Origin of the sequence: Providencia sp. 2023EL-00965 (genome assembly GCF_033550225.1) — a bacterium.
Taxonomy (GTDB): Bacteria; Pseudomonadota; Gammaproteobacteria; order Enterobacterales; family Enterobacteriaceae; genus Providencia; species Providencia manganoxydans.
The window spans coordinates 61,001-75,009 of the sequence record NZ_JAWUEH010000007.1 but is presented as its reverse complement, the minus strand read 5'-3'; the positions used below and the strand labels follow the sequence as shown (position 1 = coordinate 75,009).

The 14,009-nt window shown below is 38.8% G+C and carries 10 protein-coding genes; 1 reads left to right on the top strand and 9 read right to left on the bottom strand.

The window, feature by feature from the left end:
* Window positions 1-18 precede the first annotated feature (18 nt).
* From SC428_RS10625 to serB, 8 genes are all read right to left on the bottom strand, one after another.
* Complete coding sequence (locus SC428_RS10625; protein ID WP_318707554.1) at window positions 19-1,152, bottom strand: ABC transporter substrate-binding protein; 1,134 nt, start codon at window positions 1,150-1,152, stop codon at window positions 19-21.
* 20 nt (window positions 1,153-1,172) lie between these two features.
* A complete protein-coding gene (locus tag SC428_RS10620) occupies window positions 1,173-3,323 on the bottom strand; it encodes a TonB-dependent siderophore receptor (RefSeq protein WP_318707547.1) in 2,151 nt (716 codons plus the stop codon).
* Window positions 3,324-3,553: 230 nt separating this feature from the next.
* The gene (locus SC428_RS10615) at window positions 3,554-4,135 is read right to left on the bottom strand and encodes a TetR/AcrR family transcriptional regulator (protein ID WP_070926933.1); all 582 of its coding nucleotides are present in this window, start codon (window positions 4,133-4,135) and stop codon (window positions 3,554-3,556) included.
* A 153-nt stretch (window positions 4,136-4,288) separates the two neighbouring features.
* Window positions 4,289-7,243, bottom strand: coding sequence for a thioester reductase domain-containing protein (locus SC428_RS10610; RefSeq protein ID WP_318707544.1), 2,955 nt, complete (start codon window positions 7,241-7,243; stop codon window positions 4,289-4,291).
* 60 nt (window positions 7,244-7,303) lie between these two features.
* A complete protein-coding gene (locus SC428_RS10605) occupies window positions 7,304-8,014 on the bottom strand; it encodes a class I SAM-dependent methyltransferase (RefSeq protein WP_318707542.1) in 711 nt (236 codons plus the stop codon).
* A gap of 360 nt (window positions 8,015-8,374) precedes the next feature.
* Window positions 8,375-9,607 (bottom strand): multifunctional transcriptional regulator/nicotinamide-nucleotide adenylyltransferase/ribosylnicotinamide kinase NadR, encoded by a 1,233-nt coding sequence (gene nadR, locus SC428_RS10600; protein WP_070926938.1) that lies wholly within the window; start codon window positions 9,605-9,607, stop codon window positions 8,375-8,377.
* Window positions 9,608-9,617: 10 nt separating this feature from the next.
* Window positions 9,618-11,009: a DNA repair protein RadA gene (gene radA / locus SC428_RS10595; RefSeq protein ID WP_070926940.1), complete on the bottom strand. Its 1,392-nt coding sequence runs from the start codon at window positions 11,007-11,009 to the stop codon at window positions 9,618-9,620.
* 181 nt (window positions 11,010-11,190) lie between these two features.
* Entirely contained in the window at window positions 11,191-12,168 is a 978-nt protein-coding gene (gene serB / locus SC428_RS10590) for a phosphoserine phosphatase (RefSeq protein ID WP_070926942.1), read from the bottom strand.
* A gap of 113 nt (window positions 12,169-12,281) precedes the next feature.
* Between serB and SC428_RS10585 the strand changes: the two genes are divergently transcribed.
* Entirely contained in the window at window positions 12,282-13,046 is a 765-nt protein-coding gene (locus SC428_RS10585; RefSeq protein ID WP_318707537.1) for an AhpA/YtjB family protein, read from the top strand.
* 20 nt (window positions 13,047-13,066) lie between these two features.
* Here SC428_RS10585 and SC428_RS10580 read toward each other — a convergent pair whose 3' ends face one another.
* A complete protein-coding gene (locus SC428_RS10580) occupies window positions 13,067-13,849 on the bottom strand; it encodes an energy transducer TonB (RefSeq protein WP_283126600.1) in 783 nt (260 codons plus the stop codon).
* Between the last annotated feature and the right edge of the window lie 160 nt (window positions 13,850-14,009).

The following is a 14,009-nucleotide window of genomic DNA, read 5'->3' as shown; positions in this document are numbered from 1 at the left end:
TGTTGTATAATCCTTTTATTAAAGTGAAACCCAGTAACCTTCTTCCCACTCAACGGGCAGAAATTGCTCAGTAAAAGACTGAAAAACGTTATTGGCATCAAAATCCGCAAACAACGTTGGATATAACCAATTAGCAAATTTTAAAATAGCGATAAAACCGAAGGGGCTGTCATAGAAAGTGTGCCAAATAGCATGAACTTGCCGTTGTTTCACTGCTGTGAGTGTTTTAAAAGCGTTACGCTCCATTAACAGCCGAAGCTTTTGCCGAGCAATTGATAAATTAGCGCCCGGCCCTAATCCAACCCAATTACCCTTTGGGTTATAACCGCTCCAGTCAGTTCCCGTAACAATCACCATTTGTGCCTTAGTGTGAATAATGGTTTCCTGATTAAGCACGCCATAAGTAGTACCAATATATTGGCTTGCCACATTAACCCCTCCAGCAAAGGTTAAGAACTGTGCAAAATTACCATTACCATACGCGAAGCAACACTCCTCGGAAAAGCCAGCAGCTCTTTCGAGTAGCACGTTTATCGCTTCAGGTTTAGCGCTCATTAAGCGAGTTTTTACAATATCTAAATGTGTCTTAATAAACTGATTTATTTGCTTAGCTCGGTTTTGTAGCCCTAACACCTCCGCCATAATTGAAATACTTTTGGGTGTATTGGCAATAGGATCAATGCTCATATCAAGTACGATGACTGAGACACCAGCCCGCTGTAATAAGGTCAGTAAACCATTAGCTTGGAGCCCTGCGTACGTACCTGTCGTTGTGAAAATAATGTTAGGTTTCAATGCCAAGACCGTTTCTAAATTAACCTGAGCTCCACCAATCGCTGGCAAGTGAGGAAGCATTTTTATATCAGGAAAAGCATGACTGTATTGCTGATAACTACGTAAGTCAGCGGTACGGAAATTACTTGGGATCGCCACTAGCTTTTGTAAGAAATGGCGACCACGTAATGTTGCATAGAGAAAAACTAATGAAGAATCGGCTAAATAGATACGCTCAATCTTTTCGGGATACTCAACAGAACGATTGAGAATATCCCTAACGATGGGCCTTTTTTTTGCAAGGACAGAAGATGGCACTGCACTCAGTACCATTGTTGCCAATCCGGCTTTGATGAAATCCCTTTTGGAAGCTGTCATATATTTTTTACCTAAGGGAATTAAAAATAATAATTGAGCGTAGTCAGTAACGTTCTATCGGTGCCAATACTGCAATAAGTCGCGCTAGTGCAACTCGCAATATAAGATTTGTTGGTGATATTACTCACAGTGACACCCAGTTCCATTCCGACTAATTCAGGCACTAAGGCATCCATTTGGTATCTAACGCTGATATCTCCTAACCATACCGCAGGAACCTTAAATGTATTGGTATTATCACCCCATGTTTCCCCTAAATAGCGAACACCTCCCCCCACTAGAGCGCCATCTAAATAAGGTGAATGAAAACGATAATCTACCCATGCAGAACCACTATTCTTAGGCACTTGAACAGGGTGCTTGTTCAGAACTGAGAGGTCTTGGCTTTCTGTGATTTTGTTATCGGTATAAGCATAATTAAGCATCATATTGAGTGAAGGGGTGATTGCGATCCGACTTTCGAAATCAATGCCACGGGAACGCACTTTACCCGTTTGGTTATAGTAATCAGGGTTTAATGGGTTATGCGTGGTGACATTTTTTTGCTCAAGTTCATATGCGGCAAGACTTAGCATTAAATCGCCTGATTGGTTTTGGTATTTCAGCCCTAATTCTGTTTGTTTTGATTCAGTGGGGATAAAAGAGTGACCTTCAGCATCGGTCCCTAAAACAGGATCAAAACTGTCAGAAATGCTGATCCACGGTGAAAAACCACTTTCGAAAGCATAGGTGAGCCCAATACGTTGACTCCATGCTGATGTATCATTTTTTTGTGTTGTTTTTGTGAGGTTATTATCGGTATCTAAATACGACCAATCGTAACGACCGCTGAGGATCAAATCCCATTGCTGCCAACTGAGTTGATCTTGTAAATAAATACCATAACGATCAAAACGTTGAGTTGTTGATGTGCGAGAGACTGGATAAGGTTGAAACTCAGGATGATGTGGTTTTATCCATGGATCAAAACTTACCGTTTGTGACCCCCACCAATCTTTATCAAGTTTTCCTGTTTGATAATCAAAACCAGAAAGTAATTCATGATTTACTGAGCCTAACGTTAATTTATAAACCAATTGGTTATCAGCCACTAACGTTTTAGATTTACTTGGTGAATCTTGATACACCGCTGTTAGTAAGCGGTCTCCCGCTAGAAATCCACGAGTAAAATCGCGTTTAATATGCGTATCAACATCCGAATAGCGCATATTCTGTTTGAACGTAAAGGAAGGTGTGATCTGGTAGTCAACGAGTGAAGTGATAGACCATTGGGTTCGCTCTGATTTCTCATGCTGAGGATCACTGTAGTTTTGAGTCAAATCTAACTTGCCGTTCGAGTTAGGCAGTAAACCTATCCCTTGAGCAGGCAATGTATTGTAGTGCCCCATATGAGGGTCACGTTGATATTGACTTAAAACAGTCCAACTGAACTCGTCACTAGGCTGCCAAGTGATGGAGGGCGCCAGTAAGTAACGGGATTGCTTAGATGAATTAACTTGTGAATCGCTAGAGAGTGCCAATCCATTTATTCTATACAATAATGTTTCGTCATCATTCAATGCATCAGTTGAATCAAACCTGACCGCATTATTATCAAAATTGCCTTTTTGAAATTGAATTTGATGGGAGCCTTGAGCGGTTGGTCGACGAGACTGCATGTTGATCACACCACCTGCACCTCCTTGACCATAAAGAGCAGATGATGGGCCATGAACCGCTTCAATACTATTTAACGTCCACGAGTCAATTTGCGGCCCCCAAATTCCACTGTTACCAATGACCCGTAAACCATCTAAATAATAATCGGCGTCAAACCCACGAATTTTTGAAAAATCGATACCGCTACCAAATGCCCCATATTTTTCACTGGTCACCCCTGCGCTATAACGTAAAGCCTGACTCAGAGATTCTGATGGTAATGTATCCATTTGCTCACGTTTGATAACCGAAACAAATTGAGGTGTCTCTAATAATGAAGCTGAGCTTTTGGTTGCCGTGGATTGTGTCTTAGTGGCATACCCTCTTGGTTCGGTATCGCTATTTTCTGTCGCAGTGACTACTAATACATCAGCTGTTGAACTGGCATTAACCGTACTTGAACAAATTAACGCAGAAGAAATCATTAAACCAATGGTTGTCTGTGTGCAGCGTTGGGAAGTGAAATTATCCATACAATATAAGCCAATGAAGTAAAGATGAAATTTTAATGGCGCTAGCATAGATCGCCGACCGACCACCGGTCAACTTAATTAATAATCATTTGCATTTAAAAAGACGAGTTTATCATCAATATAGCAATGAAGGATATGGTTAACTATTTGATATTTAGCAAAATATGTCTTCATAAAAAGAAGACATAAAAATTAGCTAAATAATATTCTCGAAGAGATATCTGACAAATTTAACTAAGAAGTAGACGGAAACGCTGATAAAGGATCTCACCTAAATTATGCTGATTGTATTCCGTAGTATTTGATAAGTTATCAACAGCAGCATGCATAGCATGATAGAGCATTGTGGCCATTAGCTCTGGAGGCAAAGCCGGCCATTGTTGTGTTTTTTCACCGAAAGCCAGAATAGCTTTAATTTGCTCAACAGCTCTGGTTTCATGATCATTGCCACGCCCGTGATATTCATCGTGAAAAAGCATGTCATGAATATTTTGCTTTTCAACATAGTATGTAACGCTGTTTTCACACCACGATTTCAATTTCGCGTAGGCACTGTCTTGTTTGTCCAGTTCAGCTTGAATATGCCCTAAATACCAATCCATATAACGGGTACGTAACGCTTCCATAATGTCGTTTTTAGATTGAAAATAGTGATAAAAAGTCCCTTTTGCAACATCAGCAGACAAGACAATCTCACTGACTGTGGTACTCACAAATCCTTTAGAAAGAAACAGTTTCTCCGCTGCATTCATCAGGTCATCTAACCGTTCTTCTGCGGGTTTTGTTCTTGGCTTTTTAGGTTGTATTGTCATGATATTTCTCTTAATGCTATGTAGCGAACAGCGGAGGTAAAAAGCCATCATAGCATTTAATGTAAACATACTTAAATCTATACTCTGAATAGATGAAATCGCAAACTATTTTTCCCTCTAAAAGTTAGATTTTAAAAGGTATTTTACCCCTTGCTACATGCACCCTAAATTTATTAAATAACGATACAATTCTGCTTGATCAAATTTTGGTTGCTCAATACCACTTCCCTGCAAAAATTGCTCTGTATTATCGCTCATAAAATGGTATGTATATTGATATAATTCAATCAAGCTCTTATCGTTATATATAGGTTCTTCAAACACTGCCAACATACTGTAAAGTAATGAGTTAGAGTCATTTATGCACATTTCACACCACTGACTTAATGGTAATCGTTCGAATTGATAATTAAAGTAATTTTCTAAAAGGATAAAAAAATCATTGGTCATTAAAGTATTTTCTACAGCTGGAACCAAATTAAAGACTTTATCTATAGCATGACTATTTTTTGAAATATGAGTAATCGACTTGCATATATAATCAACTGACGTGAAAGCGCCATTAAATGATGTTAAATCTGGTATCGCTTGATATTTTATACACGTCTTAACTAAATTCCCCCACCATTGATAATTTGCAGTCACCCCACTCTGGCTATGATAGGTTGCATATCCAAGTCTAAAAATCATTAAAGGCATCCCTTTAGCCTGTGCTTGCTGTACTAATTTTTCAACAACCCACTTAGCTTTTACATAACCTGTATCCAGCTCAATCGCTGGGAGGTTTTGATCAATATCCTCCCCTTCAGACATCACGTTTTTGCCTGTAAAATGATGTCCCCAACTATATACAGAAATTGTTGATAGTAATATCATCACTTTTTTCTTTCCCATTGAGGCAAAGCGGATTAAAGAAATTATTCCAGCAATATCATTACTTTTCTCTGCTCCATAAGGTTTAATAAAATTAACGTCACTTGCAGAGTGATAAATCATAGTTATTTTTTGGCACAATGATTCATAAGTATCCGGTGAAAGCCCTAAACGATACTTCGACATATCGCCGGCATGCACTTTTATTCGAGACATATCCCAATCTATCAGTTTAATTTTATATAAAAAAATACATTGCTTAAGTCGTTCCAATGCTGAAACTTGATCATTTGCTCTTATCAAGCAATGAATAACAAGCTCTGGCTGCTTTAGCAACTCAGTAAATAAATGAATACCAATAAACCCTGTAGCCCCAATTAATAAAATATGCTTCTTAGTATTTTTATTGTCACATGTAGGCTGTATGTTAAAGATGATATCTTCAGGCAACAATGCATCCTCTTTTAATTTTTTAATTGGCTCTAATGGCACTATTTTATTTTCAAGAAAGACCTTACTCATTAACGAATTAATTGATGGATTACGATATAAATCAGAAACACTAAAAGATATATTAAATTGACTAGAAATCATTTTAGCAACTTTTATGCCTAGACGAGAATGGCCACCTATATCAAAAAAGCTATCATTTGCTAAAAAATCACAATGTCCGAGTACATGAGCAAAAATATGAAATAAAGATTTCTCTACACTATTTAATTGCTCAGGTTTTTTATTTTTTATTTTTTTGATTTCACATTCAGCCCAGTCAGATAATAAATACTTATCAATCTTACCATTTTTAGTTCTAGGAAAAAAATCCACAAGTAAATATTTTATCGGCCGCATATATTCAGGAATAACACTATTAGCTTTATTACGGATATCAATGATCGCTTTTTTATTTTTCTCTATATTTTTATGTAAAATGACAAAAGCAATGATTTCCATTTCATCCATTTCTTCTAATAGAAAAGCCCCCACGTAAACATGCTTAACTCCTTTTATTCTTGCTATAACAGTATCTATATCATTTAAGTTAACTATATAACTGTGTATTTTTGCCTGATTTCCAATACGACCTAAAAATTGATATCTTCCGTCTTCTAATTTTTTGCCAAAATCACCAGTACAATAAATACGCTCGTTATCTTTAGTAGGATGTTTTATGAAATTTTTATTAGTTTGGAGCTCATCATTTAAATAGCCACGAGCAAGGCTAGGACCCGCAATACAAATTTGACCAATCTCGCCATCTATAACTTCACAAAAATTTTGATTTAAAACCATAAGCTCAACACATTTTCTAGGCTTTCCTATAATAGAAGAGGGTTCATCTTGTGTCGAATTTGTCACTTCATACCATGTAGACCAAATAGAAGCTTCAGTTGCTCCATAGCAATCAATGAGTTTATATGGAAGGTGAGCAATATTAACTGGCGGTAATTTTTCGCCCCCGGTAAATAAGTATTGCAGTTTCTTTGGTATTTTACGCTCAGCTGCAATAACATCAGGTATCATGACCGTAGAGACAAAGGCGTGTGTAATACATTCTTCATCAAAAAAGTTAACAAGAAGCTCAGCATCTCTCCTTATTTCCTCATCTAATATATAAAGCGTACCTCCTGCAATAATCGGTGCCCAGACCTCCCATTGAAGAACATCAAATCCGAGTGCTGCCATCGCGGTAAAACGAGAAGAATGATTAACAGTAAATTGATTATTATGCCACACTAAAAACTGTTCTATAGATGAATGTTCAATTACAACCCCTTTAGGGGCCCCCATCGTCCCAGAAGTAAAAACGACATATAATGGATCTGATGGATCCACTATATAATCAATGTTCCCGTAATTATCATATTTTAATTCACTAATACTTAATGCTTTAATCTTATAATGATTTTCCATGTCAGAAAGACAAGTTAATATAATCTTTGCGTTGATTCTCTCAACGATTTCTATTTTTCTCCTTATTGAATAAGATGCATCAATAATAGAATAGGCAGCCCCTACTTTCACTACCGCTAATAAACCAATCACAAAATCTACAGTCCTGACTGCTTCTATCGGAATAAAATCCCCTATACCAACATTTATTTTAATTAATTTATCAGCAATGGCATCGCTGTATTTATCTAACTCTTGATATGTTATTTTTTCATTTTTATCAATAATTGCTATAGCATTAGGTGTTAAACAACACCACTTATTAAAATGTTCAATTAATGTCATTAAAAATCTCTTTTAAATAATAGGGAAGGAATAAAAAATCATAATTAAAATAGATATAAATTAAATGTAACTAGCGCTAACCATTACTGTGTGAGGATTATTGATATACCGACTAAATTGTGTTGATAATGATGAGTCTTTAACATTAGGCTTTGACCATTGAATATTAGTCAATCCTGATTTTTTAAACGCATTATTAAGAACTTCATAAGACCAATACCAACCATTAATAATATGTGGCGTATTATACAGAAGATGCAATTGAAACGTTGAGCCATCTTGATAAGGGAAATCGCTTACTATTTTAAACCCATATGGCACATAATAATCAGAGATGATCGAATATTTCGGATTTAATGGTAATGTTAATAACCGTCCACCTGGGCGAATTAGCTTAACCATATTATTAACCATACTTTGCAATTTTTCACGGCTGTCCGCATAAGGAAGAACATAGACACCTAACACTAAATCAAATTGCTGTTCTAAGTTATCTAATGTTGATACATATTCAATACCGAGAGGATTTATTAATTCTTTGTTTCTCGCATATTCCAACATCCCATTCGCTATATCGAAACCTACAACACGTTTGGCTCCCCGTTTTTTCAATAAACATGCGTAATATCCAGAGCCACAACCGAAATCTAAAACACTCATTCCAGATATATCACCAAGCATTTTTAATACAGAAGGAATCTCTATTTCTTTCCTGAATGGTAAAATATCCATATTGTCATAAATAGGAGCTAAAAGATCAAATTGTGACATATCGTTGTTTATCACTCATATCATGTTCATTATATTAATGATAATTTAATCTTTAAAAAAACAAATAGAAATAATAAAAAAAATCAATTATAAATATAATTTAAACATAAGCTATATATCAATAAATATCTTAATGATACTCATAAAATTTTAAATATATACTCTAAATAATTCGAGATGCAGTTAGCCGACAAGTGAAGATAGGCGGGGAGCATAGATAAACTCTGTGACTCAACTCACTGAGTGTAGTCAACAATCCTGCAACTTGAAGTATAACGAGTATATAGCATCTAAACTTTATTGAAATAACATAAGAGAGGAAATATAAAGGTGCCAACTATCTTCAGGCACCTTTATAATTTATTCATCCAACATTAATAGTTGTTGAACTAATGAAATGCAGGTTAAAAAACGGCTATCGTAATCAGGCGACTCAACACGAACAAATTCAACATTGTTCTTATGTAACATTTCAATTAACAGTGATTGAAACTCTTGGCGATCCTTATTGCTACCTAAGCTGCGTAGGCCATCTGCAACCCATGGCGTGTTATTTTCCAAAACGATCACTAAATCGAAACGGTATTCGTCGATCAGTGCCTGTACAAATGGATGCTCTTTCCCTTCATAACGCTTACAAAAGGCTTGAGTGGTAATAAAATCCGTATCAATAAAAGCCACTTTATTGGCGTATTTAACCGCAAAATCAATATATTGGGCATGGCCTAATGCAATTTTGTCATAGTCCGAATATTGCAATGCCATCTCATTTCCGCCTAAATGGGAAAAAACGTAATCGCGCCCAAACTCCCATGCACTGGTAGTATTAAAAATGTTGGCTAGCTTATTGACTAAGGTTGATTTGCCGCTTGACTCTCCCCCCAGTATTGCAACTTTACGAACAAAGAACGGCTTCACTTCAGTAGGAATATAGTCCCAATAACGGAATGGTGCTTGGCGAATTTGATTACCACTAATATTCATAAAAGTACGTTCAGGATCAATTAGAATAGTTTCTATTCCTAAATGCTCTTTATAACGAGGGGCATCATTGGTTTCGCTAGAATAGATATAGCTTGGATGAATATTGTTCTTGTTTAAGAACGCTTTCATACCATCACTCCATACTTGCCAACCATGTGGATATGGCTCTATACCTTGCTCATCAAAGGAATGAATATGAATATTTTTTTGGTATTTAAATGTCTGTAATAACCAACGCAGACGATCACTCACCGTAGGCTGTTGTGACATTGAACTGTTCATAAACAGATCTTTATCGCGTGGCTCGTCATGACAGAGAATAACGTGTAGTTCATCCACTTGGCTACAGGCGCGCTGGATCAAATAGATATGCCCTGTATGCAAGGGATAAAATTTACCAAATACGACACCGATAGTTTTCTGTTTATTTGGGTACTCTAATCCAAGAAAACGGTGCAAAGCGGCAATTTTTTGCGCACTAGGACTTTTAATTTTATCGTTAATTAGCTGGCTCAGATAACCTTTGGTCATGTCAGAGGCATCAGCAACTTGTTGGAGCGTATAGCCAGCCTGCTTAATTGCATTCTTCAGATAATCAAATTCAGCCATCTATTTTCCTTTACTCATAGAGTTCATCCATTACACTTAGCGCATCTGCAAGTTTTTTTACTCCGTATACTTTCATATCAGGTGGAGATTTTTTAGGCATATTAGCATGCGGTACAATTGCACGTTTAAAACCATGCTTTGCCGCTTCAGAAATACGTTCTTGCCCACTAGGTACGGGACGGATTTCACCAGCCAAGCCAACTTCACCAAAAACCACCAAATCTCTTGGTAATGGACGATCACGAAAACTGGAAACTAACGAGAGGAGTAACGCAAGATCCGCGCTGGTTTCAGTCACTTTAACCCCTCCGACGACATTAACAAACACATCTTGATCCGACATTTGCAAGCCACCGTGACGATGTAAAACAGCCAATAAAATTGCTAGTCTGTTTTGCTCTAAACCAACGGCAACACGACGTGGATTAGACATCATCGAGTGATCAACCAAGGCTTGGATCTCCACCAGCAATGGTCGAGTCCCTTCCCATACCACCATGACTGAACTACCAGATGTAATTTCATCACCACGGCTTAAAAAAATTGCCGATGGGTTATTCACCTCTTTCAGGCCTTGTTCCGTCATGGCAAATACCCCTAATTCATTAACTGCGCCAAAACGGTTTTTGTGGCTGCGCAATGTCCGAAAACGGTTATCGGCATCACCATCTAACATGATTGAGCAGTCAATACAGTGTTCGAGTACTTTAGGGCCTGCCAAAGAGCCATCTTTGGTCACATGACCCACCATAATAATAGCTACCCCACGGGTTTTTGCGAAACGAGTCAAATAAGCGGCAGTTTCTCGAACCTGAGCAACACTACCCGGTGAAGATTGAATATCTGCCATGTGCATGACTTGTATTGAGTCGATCACCATCAATTTTGGCTGCTCTTGCTCCGCAGTAAGGCATATTTGCTCAATACTGGTCTCTGACAGCATATTCAATGAATCAGTCGGTAGACCAAGACGATGCGCACGCATTGCAACTTGCTGTAGGGATTCTTCCCCTGTCACATAGAGGGTTTTCATTTCACGAGACAACAAACACATCGTTTGCAGCAATAGTGTACTTTTCCCCGCGCCGGGGTTACCACCGATAAGAATGGCACTTCCTGGTACCACCCCGCCCCCTAGTACGCGGTCAAATTCTTTAAAACCCGTTGAAAAACGTGGTAGCTCTTCAAGACTGATGTCTGATAATTTTTGGACGCGACTCACACCAGCCGCATTACCTGCATACCCAGTTAATCGATCATTACGTGAAGAGGAGCTACTTGAGGCAAGGCGCACTTCTGTAATGGTGTTCCATGCATGGCAGGCACTACATTGCCCTTGCCAACGCGGGTAATCTGCCCCACATTCATTACACACAAATGCCCTTTTTGCACCTTTTGCCACAATATCGCTCCTTATTGCTCTGTTACCAATATATTCACTAAATTAATTCAGACTAACCAACAAACATCAATATGTTAATTATCATTGCGCAAAAAAATTCCACCATGTGTAATAGTTCGTGTTGTGGCTAGGCGGCTAGTGAGTGCAGCCAACAACGCCACGGCGCGAAATATGACGAATATTAGCGTTCTTCGTGTTTTAGGCCACCACTAAGCACACACATCACGCCCATGAGATCGGCGTGACGGATAGCCACCTTCGCTCTAGCATACACCTTCGGTTTTGCATGATAGGCAATACCCAGCCCAGCCTTACGCAGCATTTTTAAATCGTTAGCCCCATCGCCAATCGCTACAGTTTGTTCTAGTGGGATTTCCAGCTTTTCTGCCAATTTCACTAAAGTTTGTGCTTTATATTTGGCATCCACTATCGGTCCTTTAACTTTACCGGTCAATTTGCCGTCTTTGATTTCAAGTTGGTTGGCAACAGCAGCCGCTAATTTCAATTGTTGACGTAAATTATCAGCAAAGAAGGTAAAGCCGCCCGATGCTATAGCGACATGCCAATCCATCGCTTGCAGTTTTCTGACTAGGCTAGTTAAACCAGGCATCAGTGGTAGTGTGTCCATGACTTGTTGGAGGATCATCACATCCGCACCTTTTAGCAGCGCCACTCGTGCTTTCAGGCTTTCAGTAAAATCGAGTTCACCTTGCATTGCACGTTCAGTAACTTCAGAAACCTGCTCGCCAACGCCATACAAACGTGCTATTTCATCAATACATTCGATCTGGATTGCGGTGGAGTCCATATCCATCAACAAGATCCCCGGTGAACGCAAGCGCGGGATCTGACCTAATGGCACAACATCCAATAAACTTTCATCTGCCAATTTTTTAATTCGAGGTGTGATGCTACCTGCGATGCGAACCACTTGATAATCATCAATTCGCCATGATGAAACGATGACTATTGCTATGCCTAAGCGTTGTTGAAAATCACTGATACGTGCTTTATCTAAACCGCGACCATATAATAACCAACCGCTATCTCCTGCACGGTAATCTAAAGGCATCACTTCTTCCCCGCTCAGCGATAATGGCAACCCCGGCCATTTGTGAATTTCATCGGGTAAATAGCAATAGGTCAAACTCGTTGACATGAAAATTTGCTCCTGTAATCGACTCAATGTTTTATAATAAAATTATGCCTAAAACTATCCTATCTTCATAAGCTCTGGCACCATGATGCCAGAGAATAGTCAAAGAGCACTTAATGATTTCTATGAAACTAACCTTCAAGCTTCACAAAACAGTCATAATTGTTATCTGTGTGGCATTAATTGCCTTATTAATGCATGGTATTTCCTATTTAGGAAACAGCCAAAACCAAAACCGCGTTGAGCAATACAAACAGCTAACCCGTGTTTTAGCCGAGCAAGTGGCTTTCAGCTTATCCGATTATATCGTTTCAGGCAGCAAAGATTTTAATCGCGAACGCATTATCGCTAATTTGAATAACATTACGAAAGACCAATATATTTTGGATGCAAGTATTTACTCCGCTAGTGGCACATTGATTGCTAGCGCAGGGGAAGCAGTCCCTGTGCGTGAGCGACTGGCCATTGATAACAATCAATCAATTCCCCCCTTTCAATACCAGTTAGTGGTGCCTGTTCCGGGAAAAGAAGAGCCTAAAGGCTACCTACGCCTAACCATTGATACAGAGCTATTAACCACTGAAATTCAGCAGGCTGATAATAGCACCAACGTTTTACGTTTCTTTATTTTGTTGGCGACCTGCATTGGGATCGTATTAGCAAACACTTTATTCCGTGCCAAGAAAAAGAAAGGAAAAAACATGCCTCCGCAATTGGTAGTCAATGAAGACAATACCAATGAAGAAGAAAGTACGGCGAGTAGCCAACTAAGAAAACCGAACTCAGAGAAGAAAAAAGCGGAGCAGCGTCCTCATCGCCCTAAAAAACGTAGAGCGAAAAATCAGACTAATAAACCAAAAGCACCAGAACAAAAGGGCTGAGCAATGTCTCAGCCACCTTATTAAATCGATGTGGTATCAAATACAATTGGCGCGATCAACTCGACTCGCCCATCAATTAACATCGTTTCAGGGGGAGCGGGAAATGGCGCTGCACGGTTGATCGTCGCAATCGCTTCCTTATCTAAGATTTTAGTGCCAGATGAATTAATTAAACTGGCACTTACCACTTCACCTTGACTATCGACAGTAATTTTAACCTGAGAAACCCCAGTTGAACGGAAACGTAAGGCTGCTCTTGGATAGCGCTTCGCTTTAGCTAAACGCTGATGAACCTCACTTTGCCAGCCATGGTGACCACTGATTGCCTCAGAAGCATGGCTCGAAAAATTAGCACTATTATGAGACTCACGACCTGCCGCTGGCACTGAAGTCACCGCCGATTCCTGTGTATTTACGGGAGCTTCTTCTACGACTTTTTTAATCTGTGCCGGTTTCTTTTTGGGTGGGCGTTTTTTTTCACTTACCTTAGTTAAGCTACCGTTATCAACTAATGGTGTTTCCGGTAGTTTTTCCGTTTTTTCAATCACATCTGGCAAAATCTCTTCACGAGTTGCCATTTGCTGTTTAGGGGCATGGTTAACTTCAGGCTCTGAGTGCTGCTCAAGTTGATAAACCCCCAGTTGTAGAGATATTGCAGGCGGTAAAACCCCTGTTTTTGGCAGGTTTGTCGTAAACCAACCAATAAGCATGACTGCAATTGTTCCATGGAAAAGAAGACTTAAAAACAAACCGCCCAACGGACGTAAAACCGGGCGCTCAATCTTGCCCGCAATACTGCTCATATTTTGCCTCACGACTTTATTTTTTGCAGATTATAGGCATAATACGAACGAAAATGATATTCATTATTATTAACCTTTTGTCAAATTTTCAATCAAACGATTGATTTTTAAAAGTATTATTACAATAAGCAATTTAAATTCATCATTGAATGTGTGATGC

Bases quoted from the DNA above. Each gene is read 5' to 3' on its own strand.
- SC428_RS10625 (WP_318707554.1), bottom strand. From the start codon at position 1,152: ATGACAGCTTCCAAAAGGGATTTCATCAAAGCCGGATTGGCAACAATG.
- SC428_RS10620 (WP_318707547.1), bottom strand. From the start codon at position 3,323: ATGGATAATTTCACTTCCCAACGCTGCACACAGACAACCATTGGTTTA.
- SC428_RS10615 (WP_070926933.1), bottom strand. From the start codon at position 4,135: ATGACAATACAACCTAAAAAGCCAAGAACAAAACCCGCAGAAGAACGG.
- SC428_RS10610 (WP_318707544.1), bottom strand. From the start codon at position 7,243: ATGACATTAATTGAACATTTTAATAAGTGGTGTTGTTTAACACCTAAT.
- SC428_RS10605 (WP_318707542.1), bottom strand. From the start codon at position 8,014: ATGTCACAATTTGATCTTTTAGCTCCTATTTATGACAATATGGATATT.
- nadR (WP_070926938.1), bottom strand. From the start codon at position 9,607: ATGGCTGAATTTGATTATCTGAAGAATGCAATTAAGCAGGCTGGCTAT.
- serB (WP_070926942.1), bottom strand. From the start codon at position 12,168: ATGTCAACGAGTTTGACCTATTGCTATTTACCCGATGAAATTCACAAA.
- SC428_RS10585 (WP_318707537.1), top strand. From the start codon at position 12,282: ATGATTTCTATGAAACTAACCTTCAAGCTTCACAAAACAGTCATAATT.
- SC428_RS10580 (WP_283126600.1), bottom strand. From the start codon at position 13,849: ATGAGCAGTATTGCGGGCAAGATTGAGCGCCCGGTTTTACGTCCGTTG.